Consider the following 18,587-nt stretch of genomic DNA (forward strand, 5'->3'; position numbering starts at 1 on the left):
CGGTCTTCATTTTTACTGTCGGCAATCCGGCGGAAAACCTTACCCTTTCCTCACATAAAATATGCAATTCGGCCTGCACCATGATTTCGATCAAATAATCCGGCGATAATCGCCGCGCACGCCGATCCGCATGTCACAACTCGCCGCACGGCGTGTCAATACCGGCATTCGTTGCGAACGGCGAAACAATTCGGTCTATTCTGCTCAATTCAACCAATATTCGAATTCGATGAAAAAGGCATTGCACGAACTGAATCGGCTGCCATGGAATACGGCGACGGTCGCGCATAACAGCCATAAAGGCGATCAGGCCGACTTTTTCCGCCATGGCGGCTCGACACTGTTTCCGGAAGAACGCGAACTGCTCGGCGACGGCGCGGACGCGACGGGCGTCGACATCGCCGACGAAGCGATCGGCTTCGCGCGGCAACTGCCGGCCGACGCGGGCCCGCCCGCGCGGTTCGAACGCGCCGACGTGCTCGACCGGATGCCCGTCGCCGCTGCGCGCGGCGAGCGCTTCGAGCGCGTGTCCACGTCGTACGGTGCGATCTGCTGGCCGCCGGGCCAGAACGCACGGGCGCGCGGGATCACCACGCACCGGGCGGCCGCATGACACGCCGTACCATCGCCGAACGCGACGCGCTTTGCGCACGCACGCTCGCACGCGACGAGGTGCCGCTCGTGTGGACCATCGACCGGCGCGAGATCATCGACCACCTGTATGTGCTGCGCGACGGCGCGCTGCATCTCGTTCCCGAGTTCTATGATGTCGGCGGCTGGCCCGCCGGCGAAGCCGATCACTACACGCCGATCCTGCTCGACTGCCACGATCGCGGCGGCTGGTTCCGCGGCATGTTCGACGGCGCGCGGCTGGTCGCGGCGGTCGTCGTCGACAGCCGGCCGGTCGGCCCGTGTCACGACATGCTGCAACTGAAGTTCCTGCATGTGAGCCGCGACTGGCGCGGCTGCGGGCTCGGCGAGCAGCTGTACCGCGCGGCCCACGCGCAGGCGCGCGCGATGGGCGCCGAACGCCTGTATGTGTCGGCGACGCCGTCGCAGCGCACGATCGACTTCTACCTGCGGCTCGGCTTCACGGTCAGCGCGTCGCCCGACCCGGCGCTGTACGCGCTCGAGCCGGAAGACATTCATCTGGAAGGGCCGATGGCCTGACGCACCGGCATGCGAGTGACGCGTAGAATTTCCCGCTTTGCCACAGCCGCCATCGGCCGACACGGAGAGCGAAATTGCAGAACGAACCGCAGCCGCAGGCCATGCCGAAAATCCTCGTCAGCATGTGCGTGGTCGGCCATCCGGTGCGTTACAACGGCTCGGCCAAAACCGCCGCGCACGAGGCGCTCGAACGGTGGCAGCGCGAAGGGCGTCTCGTTCCCGTCTGCCCCGAGCTGGCGGGCGGCTTCGGCGTGCCGCGCCCGCCCGCCGAAATCGCGGATGGTGAATCGGGGCAGCGGGTTCTGTCGGGCGCCGCACGCATCGTCGACGTGAACGGAACCGACGTCACGGCGCCGTTCGTCTCCGGCGCGCAAACCGCGCTGGCACTCGCACGCGCGCACGATTGCCGCTTCGCGATCCTGGCCGACGGCAGTCCGTCGTGCGGCAGCACCTTCATTCATGACGGGAGTTTCGCGAACCGGCGGCATGCGGGGGCCGGCGTCACGGCGGCATTGCTTCGCCAGCACGGCATCGAGGTGTTCGCGGACAGCGAGATCGACGCGCTCGACGCACGCCTCAGGCAGATATCGCAGGCCGGCTAACGACGATGCGCGGCACGACGATTGTCGTGCCGCGCATCGTTCAGGGAACGGCGAAGCGGCGCATGTCCGGCCGCTTCGCCGCGTAACGCGGGTCAGACGCGTTCGATCGCGATCGCGATGCCCTGGCCGACGCCGATGCACATCGTGCACAGCGCAAAGCGACCGTTCGTGCGATGAAGCTGGTACATCGCGGTCGTCACGAGGCGCGCGCCCGATGCGCCGAGCGGATGGCCCAGCGCGATCGCGCCGCCGTTCGGGTTCACGCGCGGATCGTCGTCGGCGACGCCGAGCATGCGCAGCACCGCGAGGCCCTGCGACGCGAACGCCTCGTTCAGCTCGATCACGTCGAACTGGTCGATCGTCATCCCGAGCCGCGCGAGCAGCTTCTGCGTGGCCGGCGCGGGGCCGATGCCCATCACGCGCGGCGCGACGCCGGCCGTCGCGATGCCCAGCACGCGTGCGCGCGGCGTGAGACCGAAGCGCTTCGCGGTTTCCTCGGTCGCGAGCAGCAGCGCAGCGGCGCCGTCGTTGACGCCCGACGCGTTGCCGGCCGTCACCGAGCCGTCCGGGCGCACGACGCCCTTCAGCTTCGCGAGGGCTTCGAGCGACGTCTCGCGCGGATGCTCGTCGCGCGACACCACGACCGGATCGCCCTTCTTCTGCGCAATCGTGACGGCGACGATTTCCTCGGCGAGCGTGCCGTCCTGCTGCGCACGCGCGGCCTTTTGCTGGCTGCGCAGCGCGAACAGGTCCTGGTCGGCGCGACTGATGTTGTAATCGACCGCGACGTTCTCGGCCGTCTCCGGCATCGAATCGACGCCGTGAAGCTGTTTCATCAGCGGATTGACGAAGCGCCAGCCGATCGTCGTATCGTAGATGTCGGCTTGGCGCGCGAACGCGCTCGCGGCCTTGCCCATCACGAACGGCGCGCGCGTCATGCTCTCGACGCCGCCCGCGACCATCAACGCGGCCTCGCCCGACTTGATCGCACGGGCGGCCACACCGACCGCATCCATCCCGGAGCCGCACAGCCGGTTGATCGTCGAACCCGGCACGCCCTGCGGCAGGCCCGCGAGCAGCAGCGACATGCGCGCGACGTTGCGGTTGTCTTCGCCGGCCTGGTTCGCGCAGCCGTAGATCACGTCGTCGATCGCCGTCCAGTCGACGTCGCGGTTGCGCTCGACGAGCGCCTTGAGCGGCACCGCGCCCAGGTCGTCGGCACGCACGCCGGACAGCGCGCCGCCGTAACGGCCGATAGGGGTACGGATCGCATCACACAGAAAAGCTTCGGTCATCAGTGTCTCCTGTCGATCGGACTTGGCGCTTTAGCGCTTAGTCCGATCCCATGGCGTGGTTGGCTGGAGTTAGCGCTTTAGCGCTTACTTCAGCCCCACGGCGGTCGATCAGAGTTAGCGCTTTAGCGCTTAGTCCGATCTCATGGCGTGGGGCTGGGGTCAGCGCTTTAGCGCTAACTCCAGCCCCACGGCGGTCGATCAGAGTGGGCGCGCTAGCGCTGGCTCCGGCCACATGCAAGGCTGGGAAATGAACGGGGCGCGCCCCTTGCATAACCCGCCGGGATGCGCTTAAATGTTCTATATACGAACATAAGATCGTGTATCGAACGTTCAACGCATCATAGGGAGTGCGGGGACGACCTGTCAAGCGCCTGGTCCGCCGCGCGGTTGGCGTGTCAGGCCCCATGCGCTATCTTCTCGGCTGCACGATATTCCACCCGCTCATGACAACCGAAGACACTCAGAAACCCGGCGACTCCTATGTGCAGTCGTTCGCGCGCGGCCTCGCGGTGATCCGCGCGTTCGACGCGGCGCGTCCGGAGCAGACGCTCACCGAGGTCGCGTCGGCTACCGGCCTGACGCGCGCGGGCGCACGCCGGATCCTGCTCACGCTGCAGACGCTCGGCTACGTCGAGGCCGACGGCCGGCTGTTCCGGCTCACGCCGAAGATCCTCGAGCTCGGCTTCGCGTACCTGACGTCGATGCCGTTCTGGAATCTCGCCGATCCCGTGATGGAGCAGTTGTCCGCGCAGATCCACGAAAGCTGCTCGGCCGCGGTGCTCGACCGCACCGAGATCGTCTACGTGCTGCGCGTGCCGACGCACAAGATCATGACGATCAACCTGTCGATCGGCAGCAGGCTGCCCGCGTACTGCACGTCGATGGGCCGCGTGCTGCTGTCCGCGCTCGACGACGCGGCGCTCGACGAAACGCTCGCGCAGAGCAACATCCGCGCGCACACGCCGCGCACGATCACGGACCTCGGCGAACTGAAGGCGACGATCGCACAGGTGCGCCAGCAAGGCTGGGCCGTGGTCGACCAGGAACTCGAAGTGGGCCTGATGTCGATCTCCGCGCCGATCCGCAACCGGCGCGGGCAGATCATCGCGGCGATGAACATCAGCGGCAACGCGCAGCGGCATACCGCGAAGCAGATGGTGAAGGAGTTTCTCGGGCCGCTGCAGCAGGCCGCGCAGACGGTGTCGGAACTGGTGGCGCGACGGGGGTGAGCGTCCAGCTCGATTGTCGTATCGGTGAAACGACAATCCGCTCATAAAAAAAGCGGGCAGCGCAAGCTGCCCGCCAACTCTGACTCCCTTGCAACGTTCTTCTCACGGAACACGGAGCAAACTCCGCGCCGCTCAATTTAGTGACGTGCGGAAGCCCGGTCAATTTGACGAGAACGAAATTGCGCGAAGCCCGTATCGGACACGGTGCCCGCCACACCCGTCACGCGCCGAGCAACATCCCCGTGCGCACCGGCACCGTGCCCGTCACACGGCCGAGCGGCGCACCGGCCGTCACGAAACGGATCGCGCGCCGCATGTAGAACACCCCATCGGTCCCGCTCGAGATTGTCGTGATCGCATCCGTCAACGGATCGACGATGTCGAACAGCGGATCGCCGGCGCGGATCGTCGCGCCGATCGCCGCACGGTGCACGAGTATCCCGCTCACCGGCGCGTAGAACTGCTCGCTGCCCGCGAGCGGCGTGGCCGGCGCGGCAAGCGGCGGCAGCGGCGCACGTTCGCCCCGCACGGCGCCGCACCACACGAGATAGTCGACGAGCGCATCGGCATCGTGTTCCGCATATTCATACGTCACATCGCGCTGGCCGCGGCACTCGACCGTCACGGCCACGGTGCCGGCCGCCATCGGCGTGCCGTCCGGCAAGTGCTGCCGCAACTGCGACCACAGCAGGTGATGCGCATCGTCGAACGCATGCCCGCCGGAATCCTCCGCGAGCAGCGACACGTCCGCGCCGAGATAGCGCGCCAGCGGCTCGACCTCCGGCCACGCGGTGTCGCTCGTATACACGTGCATCACCGCTTCGAGCGAACAATGCAGGTCGATCACGACATCGGCGTCATGCGACAGCTTCAGCAGCGCGAGCTGCAGCGCGTCGAATTCGGTGCGCGGCGCGATATCGTCGAGCGCCGAGCCGACGCATTCGCGCACGATCGCGCGATTGCGTTCGGGGTCGTCGCCGAGCCGGTCGCGCGCACGCGCGGCGATTTCCGCGAGCGGCAGGAAGCCGCGATTGAAGTTGCGGCCGCTCGCCAGGTCGAAGCGGCCGATGAATTGCCCGAGCAGATGATGATTGAGGCCGACCGGGTTCGCGACCGGCACGAGCACGATCCCGGCCGCGAGCCGGCCTGCCGCGTCGAGCTGCGCGAGACGCTGCTTCAGCACGAACGCCGCGAGCATCGCGGGCGTCTCGTCCGCGTGCAGCGCGGCCTGCAGATAGATCTTGCGACCGGCATCGGCCGGCCCGAAATGAAAGCTCGTCAGCGTGCGCTGCGTGCCGATCGACGGCGACAGGAGCGGCGTGGTGCGAATCTGCATCGATGGTCTCGAACGGATGAAAACGGGGGAATCGGGGAACCCGGCATGCACGTCGCTCAGTCGCCGTACGGGTTGAAATCGAAGTACTGCTTCGCGATCCTGTCGTAGGTGCCGTCCTTCAGCATCGACGCGATCGCGCCGTCGATCGACGCCTTGAGCGCCGTATCGGACTGCCGCATGCCGATGCCGACACCGCGATCGCCCATATCGAGCGGCGCACCGACAAACGCAAAGCCCTTGCCGCGCGGCTGGCGCAGGAACCCGTAATCGGCTTCCACCGTGCCGAGCAGCGCGGCGTCGAGACGGCCGTTGACGAGATCGGCGAACACGTCGTCCTGGCTCTTGTACGGCACCACGCCGACGCCGGCCGGCGCCCAGTGCGCGAGCGCCCACGATTCGAACTGCGTGCCCGACTGCACGCCGACGCGCTTGCCGGCCAGCGACGCCGCCGAACTGCCGAGCCCGCTCTCGGGCCGCGCGACGAGCCGCGACTTGAAACGGAACAGCTTCGACGAGAACAGGATCTGCTTCTCGCGCTTCTCGGTGATCGCCATCGACGACAGGATCGCGTCGATCTTGCGCGCCTGCAGCGCGGGGATCATCCCGGAGAACTCGAGCTCGACCCACTGGCAGTGCAACTGCGCGCGACGGCAGATCTCGTTGCCGAGATCGACGTCGAAACCCTTCAGGCTGCCGTCGGGCGCCTTCGCGTCCATCGGCGGATAGGTCGGGTCGATGCCGAGACGCACGACGTGCGCGTCGAGCGCGCTGGCGGATGTCGCCGCCAATCCAATGCACAGGGAAACGAGCGGGACGAGGAAGCGTTTCATGGTCGACGCGAGGCAGGAAAAGGGGCAAACGGCATGAGCCGGACTGCCGGCGATCGTAGTGCGCGCGCGCCGCCGCCGGAATCATCGGCTGCCTTATCATGATCACCATTTCCGATCACCGACATCGCGCTTGCCCATGGCGTTCACGCTATCCCAGCTTCGCATCTTCCAGGCTGTCGTCGAGCACGGCAGCCTGCGCGCCGCGGCACGTGCGCTCGACCTCGCGCAAAGCGGCGTCACGCAGCAACTGCAAAGCCTCGAGGCGACGCTCGGCGCGACGCTGTTCACGCGCACCAATCGCGGCATCGTGCCGACGGCCGTCGGCCAGCGGCTGCTCGCGCGCTCCGGTTCGATCCTCGGCGAGTGCGAGCAGGTCGAGCGCGAAATCCGGCAACTGAGCGGCGCATACGAAGGCACCGTCACGCTCGGTCTCGTGACCGAACCGCTGATCGACGCGTTCGCGCCCGTGCTGACCGCGTTTCGCGCGCGCTTCGACAAGGTCGACGTGCACCTGCGCACCGGCACGTCGCGGATGATGATCGGCTGGCTACGGGAAAGTGCGATCGATTTCGCGATCTCGCACGTCGCAAAGCAGACCGACACGACCGACCTCGCGGTCACGCCGCTGCATGCGTCGGCGCCGGTGGTCGTCTGCCGCAACGGGCATCCGGCGATGCACGCGCAATCGCTCGCGGAACTGGCCGGCTACGCGTGGGTGTCCACGCGCTCGCCGAACCTGAGCGCCGACCCGGTCGTCAACCGGCTGCTCGCGTACTTCGACGCGCATGGCCAGCCGCCGCCGAAGATCCTCGCGACCGTCGAAGGGATGTTCGAGACGCTGCAGCTCGTCACGCAGACCGATTGCCTCGCGCTCGAGACCGAAGCCATCACGCGGCACGGGCCGTTCGCCGCGGCGCTCGCCAAGGTGCCCGTGCGCGAGCAGGCGGAATCGCAGGACGTCTGCCTGCTGCAGCGCGCGGCCGTGCCGCTCACGCCGGCCGCGCAGGAACTCGCGACGATGCTCGCGTCGTATCTGAGGATGGTGCGCGGGCGGTAGGCGCGTCTTGCCGCCAGATGCCCGCGCCGGATGCCCGTCACACCGCGCGTCAGTCCATCGACTCCCGAGCCGTCTCGCGCAGCATCGCTACCGCGACCAGCGACAGCACCACGCACGCGGCCACGTAGCCGGCCGGCGCGAGCTTGCTGCCGGTCGTCTTCACGAGCCAGGTTGCGATGAATTGCGCGGTGCCGCCGAAGATCGTCACCGCGAGCGCATACGCGATCGAGATGCCCGTCGCGCGCACATGGCGCGGCAGCGACTCGCACATCAGTGCCATCTCCGACGCCGAGCCGAGCGAATAGAACAGCAGCATCAGTGCGGTCAGCGGCAGGATCACCGACAGCGTCGGATGATGGTTCATCAGCCAGAACGCCGGGAACAGCAGTACGACCAGCACGCCGCGGCCGACGAAGATCGGCAGGCGCCGGCTGCCGATCCTGTCCGACAGCCAGCCGAACAGCGGGCACGTGACCAGCATCACGCAGCCCGACGCGACGCCCACGAACATCGACAGCTTCATCGGCAGGCCGAGCGTATGGATCGCGTAGGTCGGCATGTAGAAGGTCAGGATGTAGGTCGACACCGTGCCGCCCATCACCGTGAGCATCAGCAGCAGCACCGTGCGCGTGTGCTTCGAGAACAGCTCGTGCAGCACGCCGCGCTCGATCGCATGATGGCTGTCGCCGGGCGCATCGTCCGCGAGCCGGCGGCGCAGATACATGCCGACCGGCGCGATCAGCACGCCGACGAGGAACGGCAGCCGCCAGCCCCAGCTTTCGAGCGCATCCTTCGTCATCGTGTTCGACAGCAGCGCCGCGAAGCCCGAGCCCATCAGCGCGGCGCCGCCCTGCGTCGCGAGCTGCCAGCTTGCGCGGAATGCTCGGCGCGACGTGCCGCCCTGTTCGAGCAGCGTGGTGGTCGCCGCGCCGAATTCGCCGCCCTGCGAGAAGCCCTGCATCAGCCGCGCGAACACGACGAGCAGCGGCGCGGCCATGCCCGCCTGCGCATACGTCGGCGCGATCGCGATCAGGCCCGTGCCGAGCGCCATCAGCATGATCGTCAGGTTCAGCGCGGCCTTGCGCCCCTTGCGGTCCGCGTAGACGCCGAGCACGACGCTGCCCAGCGGCCGCGTGAAGAAACCGGCTGCGAATGTCGCGACCGACAGCAGCAGCGACGTGGTCGGATCGCTCGACGGGAAGAACAGCTTGCCGATCAGCACCGCGAAAAAGCCGTACACGGTGAAATCGAAGAATTCCAGCCAGTTGCCGATCACGGCCGCCGCGATCGCGCCGCGCCGCGTGACGGCGGGTGCGCCGGCTTCGACGGCCACCGCCGGTGCGGGGTGCAGTGCGAGATTGTCTTTCTGCATCATTCCGGTCTCCTTCTCAATACGGCCGGAAGCGCCGGCCGCGCGCCACCGCGATCACTGCCCCAGGTAACGCTCCACGAGACGCGTCCAGAACGCCGCGCCGATCGGCAGGTTGCGGTCGTTGAAGTCGTATTTCGGGTTGTGCACCATGCAGCCGTCCTCGCCTTCGCCGTTGCCGAGCCGCACGAACGAGCCCGGCCGCTGCTGCAGCATGAACGCGAAATCCTCGCTGCCCATCAGCAGGTCGGTCTGCTCGACCACGTGCGCGTCGCCGACCAGTTCGCGCGCGACCTGCGCGGCGAAATCCGTTTCGGCATCCGTATTGACGACGACCGGGTAGCCTTCGATGTACTCGACGTTCGCGGTCGCGCCGTAGCTCGCGGCCTGCGTTTCGGCCAGTTCGACGATGCGGCGCTTGAGCAGCGCGCGCACGTCGGGGCTGAACGAGCGCACGCTGAGTTCGAGGCGCGCGCCGTTCGGGATCACGTTGTTCGCGGTGCCCGCGTGCATCGAGCCGACCGTGACGACCGCCGGCTGTGCGGGGTCGACGTTGCGCGCGACGATCGTCTGCAATGCCATCACGATGCTCGCCGCGACGACGACCGGGTCGACCGTCAGGTGCGGCCGCGCCGCGTGGCCGCCGACGCCCTCGATCGTGATGATCGCCTTGTCGCCGGCCGACATGAACGGGCCGCGCCGCGTGAGGAAGACGCCGGGCGCCGCGCCCGGATGGTTGTGCATGCCGAACACGGCATCGCACGGGAAGCGCTCGAACAGGCCGTCGTCGATCATCTTCTTCGCGCCGCTGTCGACGCCATGCTCTTCGGCCGGCTGGAAATACAGGTGCACGGTGCCGGAGAAATTGCGTGTCTTCGCGAGATGCTGCGCGGCGCCGAGCAGCATCGTCGTGTGGCCGTCGTGGCCGCACGCGTGCATCTTGCCGTGCGTGCCGCTTGCATACGGCAGGCCGGTCGCCTCGACGATCGGCAGCGCATCCATGTCGGCGCGAATGCCGATGCTGCGCGTGCCCTCGCCCACGTGCAGCGTGCCGACGACGCCCGTCTTGCCGACCCCGCGCGTCACCTGCCAGCCCCATTGCCCGAGCTTGTCCGCGACGAGCGCGGCCGTGTCGTGCTCTTCGTACGCAAGTTCGGGATGGTGATGGATGTGGTGACGGATCTCGCGCAACCCGCCGGCGGCGGGCATCAGATCCTCGATTTCGGTGAAGCGGACGTCGGTGGTCATCAAGCGGCTCCTGCTGATTGTCAGCGTGTCAGCCGCACGCGGACGGTGCGTGCGGGAAAGCGAGCCACTATATCGAGCCGATATTGGTTCAATAAGATACGGAATTTTTCACCGCGATAAGATTTATTAATCAGGGTTAGTACGGGGGGCGATCGTGTATGTGTAGTCTTCGATTAGATGATCGATTACAGGGAAGAGCAGATAGCTGCCAGAGAACTCCGAAACACCGCATACCACGAAGCGGGCCACAAGTTGCTCTACGAGCGCTTCGGCGGCGCTGGCGACGCAATCGTGTGGAAAAACGAGAGTGGCAATTCCGAGGAGTGCGCGTGGCTCGGCCAGTTCCGTCCCCGCACCTGCCCCGAGGAGATGCACAAGGTGGCGTTGAAACATGGGTTTGCGGTTCCCGAGCTACCTGCGAACCGGAAAATGCTCGTCGGCATGTCTGGCCTGTTGGCCGAAGAAATCCTGAGCGGTGAGCCAGATGCTGGACGCAGCTTCGCGGGCTTCGGTTCTGCCGGATGCTCCTAGATTCGCCGCAATCAATCCCCTAAGGCTTCGGAAATGCGATTTTGTTGAAAGCCGAAATCCTTGAAAATACGTCGGAAATGAATTCAATAAACACTATGGCCCGTGTTGGAAGCAACCTGTTTGCAACATAGACAATCTGAACAGGGACGGCCGGAGCAAAGTGCCCGGTCAGAATTAACTGCAAACGACCGCTTTTTAACCCTTCCTCGAACAGCCATTCCGGCCCATGCCCGACCCCTAACCCTGCTGTGACCGCTGCTCGAACGGCCTCGGGTGAGTTGACCCGCAATCTCCCAGAGACCGGAATATCGGCGTCACGAAAGCGCCATGTCGCACCGGACGACAGCAAAGTGTAGACCACGCAATCATGTTCGCGCAGGTCATCAGGTGTGTCCGGAACTCCGCGTTTCGCCAGATAGTCCTTGCTGGCCACGACCACACGCTCGTACATTCCTATGCGCCTGGCGCGTAGCGCACTGTCCTCCAGATGTCCAATGCGAATCGCGAGCTCGACTCCCTCGTCTACAAGGTTCACGTAGCGATCGCTGATCTGAAGATCCAGCGTCAATCTGGGATATCGCTCCAGAAAGATCGGAACCTGAGGCAACACATATGCATGCGCTAACGCCGTGGGACAGGCCACGCGCAAGAGTCCCGATGGATCGACACTGTTCCTGAAAGACGATTCAGATTCGTCCACCGCGTCAAGAATCCGGCGGATATCTGCATAGTAGCGTTCACCCTCGGGCGTCAGGGCAAGCTTTCGTGTGGATCGGTGCAGCAGCCGCGTTTGGAGATGGTCCTCCAGCGCGGCTACATAGCGGCTGACGTTGGGTTGGCCCAATCCCAAATCTCGCCCTGCAGCAGAAAAACTCCCCGTCTCGACGGCCCGTGCGAAGCACGTCATCAAGAGAAATCGGTCCACGCGGCCCCCAATTCATGCAACAGAAGCATGAAATATATTCAAAGCAGCCATCTTATCGTCACATCGGCATAGGTGCACATTTCTCCCTGTCGACCACGGTTGGTTGTCACTTACAGGAGAAGTCAATGTCGCGCTTGCAAGGTAAACGCACCCTTATCACCGGCGGCACCAGCGGCATCGGTCTGGAAACCGCGAAGCAGTTTTTGGCCGAGGGCGCCCGCGTCGTCGTCACGGGAGTCAATCCCGATTCGATCGCCAAGGCGCAAGCCGAACTTGGACCCGAGGTTCCGGTTCTACGGGCCGACTCGGCCAGCGTCGCTGCCCAAAAGGAACTGGCACGAGCCATCAAGGACCACTATGGCCAACTAGACGTTGCCTTTCTCAATGCTGGTGTATCCGTCTGGTTGCCGATCGAGGAATGGACGGAAGAGATGTTCGATCGCTCGTTCGATGTCAATGTCAAGGGACCGTACTTCTTGCTCCAGGCGTTGCTGCCGGTGTTCGCTCGCCCGGCGTCGGTCGTGCTCAACACGTCCGTCAGTGCGCATGTTGGCGCAGAGCGCTCCTCCGTTTATGCGGCCACCAAGGCTGCGGTGCTGAATATGTCGAAGACGCTTTCGGCGGAACTGCTTGGACGCAGCGTCCGCATCAATGCGGTCAGCCCCGGCCCGGTCGACACGCCGCTGTACGACAAGCTCGGCATCCCCGACGCCTACCGCGAACAAGTCAACAGGGATATTGCCGCCACCATCCCACTCGGCCGCTTCGGTACTCCGGAGGAGGTGGCCAAAGCCGTGCTGTACCTGGCCTCCGACGAGTCCCGTTGGACGGTCGGATCGGAAATCGTCGTGGATGGCGGTCGCATGCTCAATCGCTGATCGAGCAACGCCGGAGCCCGGGGAAAGCGTCTTCTGTTCGCGCACGAGTGGCAGGTGCTGCGTTCGGCATCACGCTTTCCCCTCCCGCGAAGCAAAAAGAGCAGAGACACGGAAAACATCCTGGTGCACTGCCGCTGCATACAGACCATTCGAGCCTTACATGACAATGCCCTCGCTTACTCTGATCAGTCACCCTCTGTGCCCGTTCGTCCAGCGGGCCGCCGTCGTTTTGCTTGAAAAGCAAGTTGCGTTCGAGCGTATCAACGTGGATCTCAACGCCAAGCCGGCTTGGTTTTTGGCACTGTCACCGACTGCCAAGGTCCCTTTGCTCCAAATCCAGCAGCCCGACGGCGAAGAAGAGATCTTGTTTGAAAGTATGGCGATTTGCGAATATCTGGACGAAACGCAACCCGGCCCACATCTCTACCCGGCCAATCCATTGGCACGCGCCAAGCATCGAGCCTGGATTGAATTTGGCTCAGCGACCCTGGGCGAGGCGTGGGGGTACTTGAACGCCAAGGACCATGCCAGCGCCGAAGTAAAAGCCACGTCGTTCAAAGAACGGCTGGTCCAACTCGAAAACGTCCCAGGCCTCGGTCCATACTTCGACGGTGAGACCTTTGGCATGGTAGACGCGGTCTTTGCCCCCATCTTTCGCTACTTCGACACCTTAGAGACAGATGGTGTCGCGTCAATTTTCGCGGACGTTCCCAAAGTCAACGCCTGGCGTAGAAATCTCCGAGGAAGAGCTAGTGTGATCGGCGCCGTTTCTGTAGATTATCAGGCCCATTTTCTAGCGCACTTGCGACGGCAAAAGGCTGTGCTGGCCGAGAAAATGTAGGACGCGTCCCCATCGCCTCACGTGCTCTATTGGAACGCGCCCCTCCGTTACAAATCCATCCCGAGACCTTATAGCCGCAGCCGGAAGCTAACAAAGGTTCTTCTCGGGAACCACGGCTAAAAGATGCCACCGCCTCGCGTGCTCGGAAAGACGATTGTCGAATGATCGTCATCGAGCATTCGTTCGGTGGGCAAATTATTCACAGAGCCTTGATATCGGAGACGGCTGAAGGCGATTGGCGAGCGACAACCACGTCGCAACCAGCAGATTGTTCTGACGCGCTTCGAGCCAGCGTCGTCATGTCCCGTTCAAACCGCACCCGCTCCCCACGCAAGGAATCCGCCGTCCACCGGAAGCACAATTCCGTTCGTATACCCCGCCTCCTCCGACGCCAGATAGCACACCGCCGCAGCGATTTCCGACGTCGTGCCGTAGCGCTTCATAGGAATCGCGTTTGAATATTCGGCGCGGAACTCTTCACTATGCAGCGCCTTGGTCATCGGCGTATCGACTGGGCCTGGCGCGATTGCGTTAGCTGTAATGCCGTAATCGCAGAGCTCCACTGCCATCTGGCGGGTTAAAGCAATAACGGCCCCTTTCGAGGTGCCGTATGCCGTGCGGCCTTTACCGACCGCTCGCATGCCTGCCACCGAGGCGATATTGATTATGCGGCCCCAGCGATTCTTTACCATCAGACGTGCGGCGTGCTGGGAGCACAAGAACGCCCCCGTTACATTGACCTGAATCGTTTTAAGAAACGTGTCCAGTGGGTAGTCGATGAACGGCACCAGCTTCGCAATACCGGCGCCGTTGACCAACACGTCGCAACGCCCATGTCTTTTGTCAAGTTCACCGAACGCAGCGGCAATCGACTCTGAATTTGAAACGTCCATCTCAATGGCCGACACTGACAGGCCCGCGCGCTGAAATCTCGACGCCGCCTCTTCAGCCGCGCTCTTATTGATATCGGCAAGAACAACGTGATAGCCACGTTTCGCGAGCTGTTCCGCCGAATCGGCCCCGATGCCCATCGCGCCACCTGTAACCACTGCAACGCGGCTCGCGTCGCTTTGCTTCATCTGCTCCACGCTGTCTCCTTTAGCGTAAGACCGCTGCAGGCTTCGATTCCGATGCCTGGAAGCGGATCGAATGATGGCGCTACGCGCCATCTCATGAGCAGATTATTGAAGCCGCAGCGGGCTAGGTCAAAGGATAATAAAGCATCAGGCAGTGAGAAAAAGTCACAGCCAGGATGCCGAGATTTCGTCTGCAAGAAAGCACGCCGCAGCTGGCTTCATGTCTCCATCTCACGCAACTCGTTCCTCAGCCATTCAACTAGGGCGACTGTCTTCGGCTGATTTTCGGCATGAGGAGCAACCCAGAGCACAAGGTGCACCGGTCCCGGGACGAAACCGAACGGCGCGACAAGACCAGCTGAGTCCAGTTCGTCTCGGACGAGCATTCTCGGCACTGCCGCAACCCCCAACCCGCACTTGGCGGCCTGAATCTGAAGATAGAAATGATCAAACGATTCAGCAATATCGGGCGGAGGCTCGAGTACGGTCGAGGTCGCTTTGTACCAGTCAGCCCACGCGGACGGTCGTGTATTGGTTGCCAAAAGCCGCGCGCGCGCCAGGTCGCCCGGTTTTTCGATCCGGTTCGTGCGCATGTATTCCGGGGAGCAAACTGCGCCGATCCATTCCTCAATCAACGGGACAGGGGTTACGCCTTTGGGTACAGGGATGGAGGACAGCCGTATCGCTACCGTTATCTTGTCCCGCGTGAAGTCGATTTCACCATGACCAGTGTTGAAACTCAGGTCAAGCGACGGGATCGCATTCTTCAGCTTTGAGAGGCGTGGCAGCAACCAGTACATCATGATCGAAGCCGAGCACGAGAGCGTCAACGGACCCGGCTTCAACTGATCGACGGTCTTTTGGATGAGGTTGAACGCCACGCTCAGGCCTTCCGCCATCTGGGCACCTTCGGGCGTCGGCTCCGTCGAGTGTGCATTGCGTGACAGCAGCAGGACACCCAGTTGGTCTTCAAGTGCGCGTATATGTCTGCTCACCGCGCCGTGAGTCACATTGAGTTCTTCAGCGGCAGCACCGAAACTTCGCAGGCGCGCCGTGGCTTCAAAAGCTCGCAGCGCATTCAATGAAAGACGAGGCACCTGGACTCCTGTTGGGCCCGAAGCCCACTGCTTGCGAAAGCGGCCTATTGTGAGTTTTTCGCTCAGGGTCAAGAAATCATATCGTTTGATGTCGCGAGACGTCAAATCTATATTCTGCTCATCCCCCGGCTAAAGCGCAGGCGGCCACGGCAGGCCCCATGTGCCCGGTTTCAGCTCGAATACCTAGTACGAAGAGACAAACATGGTCGAAATCCCCCATCGAAGAACCGAATTCACTGCGCGCTATTTCGTCGAGAGTTCAGTACCGATTGCAAAAGCCGCAGAGGTAATCGCAGGCGAACAGTCCAGCGGGACGTTTCTTGCGCTGCCCGGGGAGAGTGATGCGCTGAAGAACCGTGCCCGGGCCCGAGTAGTGAAGGTGGATTCGCACTCCCCTGTTCTGGAGCCCTCCCTGTACAGTGCTCATGTCGAACGCAAGGGATCCCCGAGTGTCTATTTCCGGGGTGAGATCGAGATCGCCTTTCCGGTCGACAACATTGGTCCTAACTTGCCGACCCTCCTGTCAACGGTCGCGGGCAATCTGTTTGAGTTGGGAGAAGTGACAGGGCTACGCTTGCTCGATATCGATCTGCCGGCAACCTACGCCGCCCAGTTCCCCGGCCCTCAATTCGGCATTAGCGGAACCCGCGACTTCGCTAAGGTCTACGACAGACCAATGATCGGCACCATCATCAAACCGAGCATTGGCTTGCTTCCCGCACAGACGGCAGAGATCGTCGACAGTCTCTGCGCCGCAGACATCGATTTCATCAAGGACGACGAGCTTCTCGCTGATCCCACATACGCGAGCTTCGACGAGCGTCTCGCAGCCGTCATGCCCGTCCTTCATCGGCACGCCGACCGCATGGGCCGTATGCCCATGTACGCAATCAACATCTCGGGCACAATCGACGAGATGCTCCAGCGACACGATGCGGTGGTACGGGCGGGCGGTACTTGCGTGATGGTTTGCATTAATTGGGTCGGCTTTGCTGGCGTCGAGCACCTTCGCAAGCATGCCCAGCTGCCCATCCACGGTCACCGCAATGGTTGGGGCGCGCTCACCCGCTATCCGCAACTTGGATTCTCCTTTAAGGCGTATCAGAAGCTGTGGCGACTTGCTGGGGTGGATCATCTGCACGTCAACGGCATTCGCAGCAAGTTCTGGGAACCAGACGCGTCCGTCATCGAATCGGCCCGTGCCTGCCTGACACCGTTCGGGGGCGTGCAGCCGTTGATGCCCGTTTTTTCATCAGGCCAGTGGGCGTCGCAAGCCCCTGATCTTTATGCTCAGTTGGGTTCCGTAGACCTGATGCATTTGGCGGGCGGCGGAATCATCGGACATCCGCATGGAATTGCCGCGGGTGTTGCAAGTATGCGGGAAGGGTGGGAAGCAGCTGTCGAAGGGATCGACCTGAACACCTTCGCGGAGTCCCGACCTGCGCTGCGTGCTGCGCTGTCTCACTTTCAATCGGCGTGACCCGGGATGAGCTCAAAATCCGAACAATCAGCTGCGGCACTGAGGCTGGCTTTCTACGGCGACGACTTTACCGGATCGACGGACGCTCTTGAGGTCCTGGCCTTCGCGGGGCTTAGGTGCGCGCTTTTTTTGAAAGCGCCTTCGTCCGAAAAACTATCGCAACTCGGCGGATTCGACGCCATCGGTGTCGCAGGCGACAGCCGAGGAATGAGTCCGTCCGAAATGGACCGGTCTCTTCCACCGCTTTTCGAAGCTCTGCACGCCCTCGATGCTCCGATCCTTCACTACAAAGTCTGTTCGACTTTCGATAGCGACCCGACGATAGGAAGCATCGGAAGAGTCTTGGAGATAGCCCGGGCGGGCATCACTCGGAATCCAGCTCCGATTGTTGCCGGTACGCCGGCATTGAAGCGCTACTGCGCATTTGGCAATTTGTTCGCTCGGTCCGGTACCGACAACAAGACTTATCGAATCGATCGCCATCCAATTATGAGCGCCCACCCTGTCACACCGATGGCCGAGGGAGATCTTCTGCGTCATCTGGCGCTGCAGACCGCTTTGCCTCTCTCCGGCTTCCAGCTGCCGAGTCTGGAAGGTACTCGCGAAGAAGTCGACCTGGCATGGTCGGAAGCAATTTCAACGGGCGACTCGGGAATCTTGCTCGATTCAGTGACCCCACGTCATCTAACCGAAGTCGGCCGGCTCCTCGACAACTACGCTACGGCGGTCGGCTCCGTATTTACGATCGGCTCGTCTGGTGTCGAATATGCGCTGACTCAATGGTGGCGGGAACTCGGTAGTCTTCCCGAAATGCAGCGGTCTTACGACCGTATTGCGCCGGCGAATCAGATCCTTGCCATTTCCGGGAGCGCCTCACCGCTGTCGTCCGCACAGATCGACGCGGCGATCACTGCAGGCTTCGCCGAAATCGCCATCGACGCAAAAGCGCTTGTTCGAGAAGATTCCTGGCAACGGACAGCTCAAGATATCGCCGTCCGCGCGATTGCGCTGCTCAGCGAAGGGCGCAGCGTCATTTTGCATAGCGCCCGTGGTCCGAGCGATACACGCATCGCCGAAATGCTCGAGTACTTTACCGCTCGCGGACTGACCCACGACGACGCTCGGCATCAAGGTGGACGATTGCTTGGGCAACGGCTTGGCGCAATTGCGAATGATGTCCTCGAAGCCACTCACCTGCAGCGACTGGTTCTCTCAGGCGGAGATACGTCCAGCCAGGTCACACAAGTCCTTGGTCCTGACGCGCTTGAGATTGACGGTCGCCTGGCCGTGGGCGCACCGCTGTGCCGTGTAATTTCCGAAAAGCCTCATTTGCGAAACCTTCAGCTTGCCCTGAAAGGTGGGCAAATGGGCGACCAAAACTTTTTTGTCGTCGCACGCGATGGCACCACGAGATGACTCCGGCGCGATGCTGCAACATTGCTTGCTCCGTAACGTGGAACCTCACAGCGGGAACCGCCACGGAAAACATGAACCCCACTGCATCAACCAGAAATGTGGGAAGACGGTCGACTTTACGGTGATTACAAACAGCAGGACCTAGGCGCTGCACCACGTCGGTCAGGTCTCTTATGAAAGCGCATCGCAATTCAGCCGCGAATATTT

At 63.0% G+C, this 18,587-nt stretch carries 17 protein-coding genes and 1 pseudogene; 10 read left to right on the forward strand and 8 right to left on the reverse strand.

The genetic code is table 11. From position 1 onward, the window contains the following. Positions 1-229 precede the first annotated feature (229 nt). The 3 genes and pseudogenes from BT264_RS29785 to BT264_RS29795 all read left to right on the forward strand — a co-directional run. Positions 230-589: pseudogene (locus BT264_RS29785) on the forward strand (class I SAM-dependent methyltransferase); the annotation flags it as partial. A 20-nt stretch (positions 590-609) separates the two neighbouring features. Continuing rightward, entirely contained in the window at positions 610-1,170 is a 561-nt protein-coding gene (locus BT264_RS29790; protein WP_072445223.1) for a GNAT family N-acetyltransferase, read from the forward strand. Between the two features lie 74 nt (positions 1,171-1,244). Further along, a complete protein-coding gene (locus BT264_RS29795; RefSeq protein ID WP_072445224.1) occupies positions 1,245-1,772 on the forward strand; it encodes a 2-thiouracil desulfurase family protein in 528 nt (175 codons plus the stop codon). 92 nt (positions 1,773-1,864) lie between these two features. Here the strand turns inward: BT264_RS29795 and pcaF are convergent, their stop codons facing one another. Then, positions 1,865-3,067, reverse strand: coding sequence for a 3-oxoadipyl-CoA thiolase (gene pcaF, locus BT264_RS29800; protein ID WP_072445225.1), 1,203 nt, complete (start codon positions 3,065-3,067; stop codon positions 1,865-1,867). A gap of 443 nt (positions 3,068-3,510) precedes the next feature. On the opposite strand from pcaF, the gene BT264_RS29805 reads away from it, so the two are divergent. Next, positions 3,511-4,296 carry an IclR family transcriptional regulator gene (locus BT264_RS29805; RefSeq protein WP_072445226.1) on the forward strand — a complete coding sequence of 262 codons (786 nt, stop codon included), beginning with the start codon at positions 3,511-3,513 and terminating at the stop codon, positions 4,294-4,296. Positions 4,297-4,516: 220 nt separating this feature from the next. On the opposite strand, the gene BT264_RS29810 is transcribed toward BT264_RS29805, so the two are convergent. Together BT264_RS29810 and BT264_RS29815 are read right to left on the reverse strand one after the other, a co-directional pair. Further along, positions 4,517-5,632 (reverse strand): succinylglutamate desuccinylase/aspartoacylase family protein, encoded by a 1,116-nt coding sequence (locus tag BT264_RS29810; protein ID WP_072445227.1) that lies wholly within the window; start codon positions 5,630-5,632, stop codon positions 4,517-4,519. A gap of 56 nt (positions 5,633-5,688) precedes the next feature. Next, positions 5,689-6,462, reverse strand: a complete 774-nt coding sequence (locus BT264_RS29815) for a transporter substrate-binding domain-containing protein (protein ID WP_072445228.1) — start codon at positions 6,460-6,462, stop codon at positions 5,689-5,691. Positions 6,463-6,598: 136 nt separating this feature from the next. Between BT264_RS29815 and BT264_RS29820 the strand changes: the two genes are divergently transcribed. Beyond that, positions 6,599-7,519, forward strand: coding sequence for a LysR family transcriptional regulator (locus BT264_RS29820; protein ID WP_072445229.1), 921 nt, complete (start codon positions 6,599-6,601; stop codon positions 7,517-7,519). Positions 7,520-7,568: 49 nt separating this feature from the next. On the opposite strand, the gene BT264_RS29825 is transcribed toward BT264_RS29820, so the two are convergent. Both BT264_RS29825 and BT264_RS29830 read right to left on the reverse strand, forming a co-directional pair. Then, entirely contained in the window at positions 7,569-8,891 is a 1,323-nt protein-coding gene (locus tag BT264_RS29825; RefSeq protein WP_072445243.1) for an MFS transporter, read from the reverse strand. 54 nt (positions 8,892-8,945) lie between these two features. Beyond that, the gene (locus BT264_RS29830) at positions 8,946-10,136 is read right to left on the reverse strand and encodes a M20 aminoacylase family protein (protein WP_072445230.1); all 1,191 of its coding nucleotides are present in this window, start codon (positions 10,134-10,136) and stop codon (positions 8,946-8,948) included. Positions 10,137-10,313: 177 nt separating this feature from the next. On the opposite strand from BT264_RS29830, the gene BT264_RS29835 reads away from it, so the two are divergent. Further along, the gene (locus BT264_RS29835; RefSeq protein WP_256260734.1) at positions 10,314-10,667 is read left to right on the forward strand and encodes a hypothetical protein; all 354 of its coding nucleotides are present in this window, start codon (positions 10,314-10,316) and stop codon (positions 10,665-10,667) included. 19 nt (positions 10,668-10,686) lie between these two features. Here BT264_RS29835 and BT264_RS29840 read toward each other — a convergent pair whose 3' ends face one another. After that, a complete protein-coding gene (locus BT264_RS29840) occupies positions 10,687-11,574 on the reverse strand; it encodes a LysR family transcriptional regulator (RefSeq protein ID WP_218173360.1) in 888 nt (295 codons plus the stop codon). A gap of 143 nt (positions 11,575-11,717) precedes the next feature. Here BT264_RS29840 and BT264_RS29845 point away from each other — a divergent pair, with 143 nt between their 5' ends. Then, complete coding sequence (locus tag BT264_RS29845; protein WP_072445232.1) at positions 11,718-12,470, forward strand: SDR family oxidoreductase; 753 nt, start codon at positions 11,718-11,720, stop codon at positions 12,468-12,470. Between the two features lie 160 nt (positions 12,471-12,630). Then, positions 12,631-13,311: a glutathione S-transferase family protein gene (locus tag BT264_RS29850; protein ID WP_072445233.1), complete on the forward strand. Its 681-nt coding sequence runs from the start codon at positions 12,631-12,633 to the stop codon at positions 13,309-13,311. 308 nt (positions 13,312-13,619) lie between these two features. Here the strand turns inward: BT264_RS29850 and BT264_RS29855 are convergent, their stop codons facing one another. Together BT264_RS29855 and BT264_RS29860 are read right to left on the reverse strand one after the other, a co-directional pair. Continuing rightward, positions 13,620-14,390, reverse strand: coding sequence for an SDR family NAD(P)-dependent oxidoreductase (locus BT264_RS29855; protein ID WP_072445244.1), 771 nt, complete (start codon positions 14,388-14,390; stop codon positions 13,620-13,622). Between the two features lie 215 nt (positions 14,391-14,605). Beyond that, positions 14,606-15,556, reverse strand: coding sequence for a LysR substrate-binding domain-containing protein (locus BT264_RS29860; RefSeq protein WP_110281410.1), 951 nt, complete (start codon positions 15,554-15,556; stop codon positions 14,606-14,608). Positions 15,557-15,686: 130 nt separating this feature from the next. On the opposite strand from BT264_RS29860, the gene BT264_RS29865 reads away from it, so the two are divergent. Beyond that, positions 15,687-16,964: a ribulose-bisphosphate carboxylase large subunit family protein gene (locus BT264_RS29865; RefSeq protein ID WP_072445234.1), complete on the forward strand. Its 1,278-nt coding sequence runs from the start codon at positions 15,687-15,689 to the stop codon at positions 16,962-16,964. Positions 16,965-16,970: 6 nt separating this feature from the next. Beyond that, a complete protein-coding gene (locus tag BT264_RS29870) occupies positions 16,971-18,380 on the forward strand; it encodes a four-carbon acid sugar kinase family protein (RefSeq protein WP_072445235.1) in 1,410 nt (469 codons plus the stop codon). Positions 18,381-18,587 lie beyond the last annotated feature (207 nt).

The sequence above is a fragment of the Burkholderia sp. NFPP32 genome (genome assembly GCF_900119325.1).
Classification (GTDB): Bacteria; Pseudomonadota; Gammaproteobacteria; order Burkholderiales; family Burkholderiaceae; genus Burkholderia; species Burkholderia pyrrocinia_C.

Coding starts and splice junctions, on each gene's coding strand:
- BT264_RS29830 (WP_072445230.1), bottom strand. CDS start 10,136: ATGACCACCGACGTCCGCTTCACCGAAATCGAGGATCTGATGCCCGCC.
- BT264_RS29870 (WP_072445235.1), top strand. CDS start 16,971: ATGAGCTCAAAATCCGAACAATCAGCTGCGGCACTGAGGCTGGCTTTC.
- BT264_RS29825 (WP_072445243.1), bottom strand. CDS start 8,891: ATGCAGAAAGACAATCTCGCACTGCACCCCGCACCGGCGGTGGCCGTC.
- BT264_RS29855 (WP_072445244.1), bottom strand. CDS start 14,390: ATGAAGCAAAGCGACGCGAGCCGCGTTGCAGTGGTTACAGGTGGCGCG.
- BT264_RS29790 (WP_072445223.1), top strand. CDS start 610: ATGACACGCCGTACCATCGCCGAACGCGACGCGCTTTGCGCACGCACG.
- BT264_RS29805 (WP_072445226.1), top strand. CDS start 3,511: ATGACAACCGAAGACACTCAGAAACCCGGCGACTCCTATGTGCAGTCG.
- BT264_RS29835 (WP_256260734.1), top strand. CDS start 10,314: ATGATCGATTACAGGGAAGAGCAGATAGCTGCCAGAGAACTCCGAAAC.
- BT264_RS29850 (WP_072445233.1), top strand. CDS start 12,631: ATGACAATGCCCTCGCTTACTCTGATCAGTCACCCTCTGTGCCCGTTC.
- BT264_RS29840 (WP_218173360.1), bottom strand. CDS start 11,574: ATGACGTGCTTCGCACGGGCCGTCGAGACGGGGAGTTTTTCTGCTGCA.
- pcaF (WP_072445225.1), bottom strand. CDS start 3,067: ATGACCGAAGCTTTTCTGTGTGATGCGATCCGTACCCCTATCGGCCGT.
- BT264_RS29815 (WP_072445228.1), bottom strand. CDS start 6,462: ATGAAACGCTTCCTCGTCCCGCTCGTTTCCCTGTGCATTGGATTGGCG.
- BT264_RS29820 (WP_072445229.1), top strand. CDS start 6,599: ATGGCGTTCACGCTATCCCAGCTTCGCATCTTCCAGGCTGTCGTCGAG.
- BT264_RS29845 (WP_072445232.1), top strand. CDS start 11,718: ATGTCGCGCTTGCAAGGTAAACGCACCCTTATCACCGGCGGCACCAGC.
- BT264_RS29810 (WP_072445227.1), bottom strand. CDS start 5,632: ATGCAGATTCGCACCACGCCGCTCCTGTCGCCGTCGATCGGCACGCAG.
- BT264_RS29865 (WP_072445234.1), top strand. CDS start 15,687: ATGGTCGAAATCCCCCATCGAAGAACCGAATTCACTGCGCGCTATTTC.